This is a genomic window from Aequorivita sp. 609 (genome assembly GCF_014212065.1).
GTDB lineage: Bacteria > Bacteroidota > Bacteroidia > Flavobacteriales > Flavobacteriaceae > Aequorivita > Aequorivita sinensis.
The window spans coordinates 1-562 of sequence record NZ_JACJVM010000140.1 but is presented as its reverse complement, the minus strand read 5'-3'; the positions used below and the strand labels follow the sequence as shown (position 1 = coordinate 562).

At 38.6% G+C, this 562-nt stretch carries 1 pseudogene; it reads right to left on the bottom strand.

Annotation, left to right across the window (positions count from 1 at the left end):
- Positions 1–323 (bottom strand): annotated as a pseudogene (locus H4O20_RS13040) (IS3 family transposase); the annotation flags it as partial.
- Between the last annotated feature and the right edge of the window lie 239 nt (positions 324–562).

Here is a 562-nt window from a genome sequence, read left to right as displayed (position 1 = left end):
TATCCTACGATCTTCTTGGTATAGACATCTATTATAAAAACTGCATAATAATGCTTGTTGCCAATAGGTATGTAAGTAATATCAGACTGCCATACCATTGATGGTCGGTCAACCTCCATCCCTTTTATTAGGTTAGGATAATAAATTTTCGAAGCAATAGTTGTTCTTTTATAATTCTTTTTACGCTTCAATCGGTATCCCAGTTCCATCATTAACTCTATAAACCTATCCCTTCCTATAAAGTCCGGTTTAAGTGTATAGTACATTTTCTCAACCCCACAACCAGGGTGATCCTCTCTGAGCTCATCAGCTTCGAGGGTCATTTGCTTGACTTTCTTGTCGAAGGCCTTTTGCCTTGTATTATACTGGCTTACAGCTTGCTTGCTGATTCCAACGGTGGCATATAGCATGTTCATTGAAAAACTCACTTTTTCTTTGTTTTCCCTGAACCAGTTGATTGTGGGGTGCCGAAGTTTTTTTTGATGTCGATATCAAGTTCATCCTTGGCAATCTCCATCATCTTCTCCAAATAATCAATCATTATTTGCTTGCGGCCTACGGT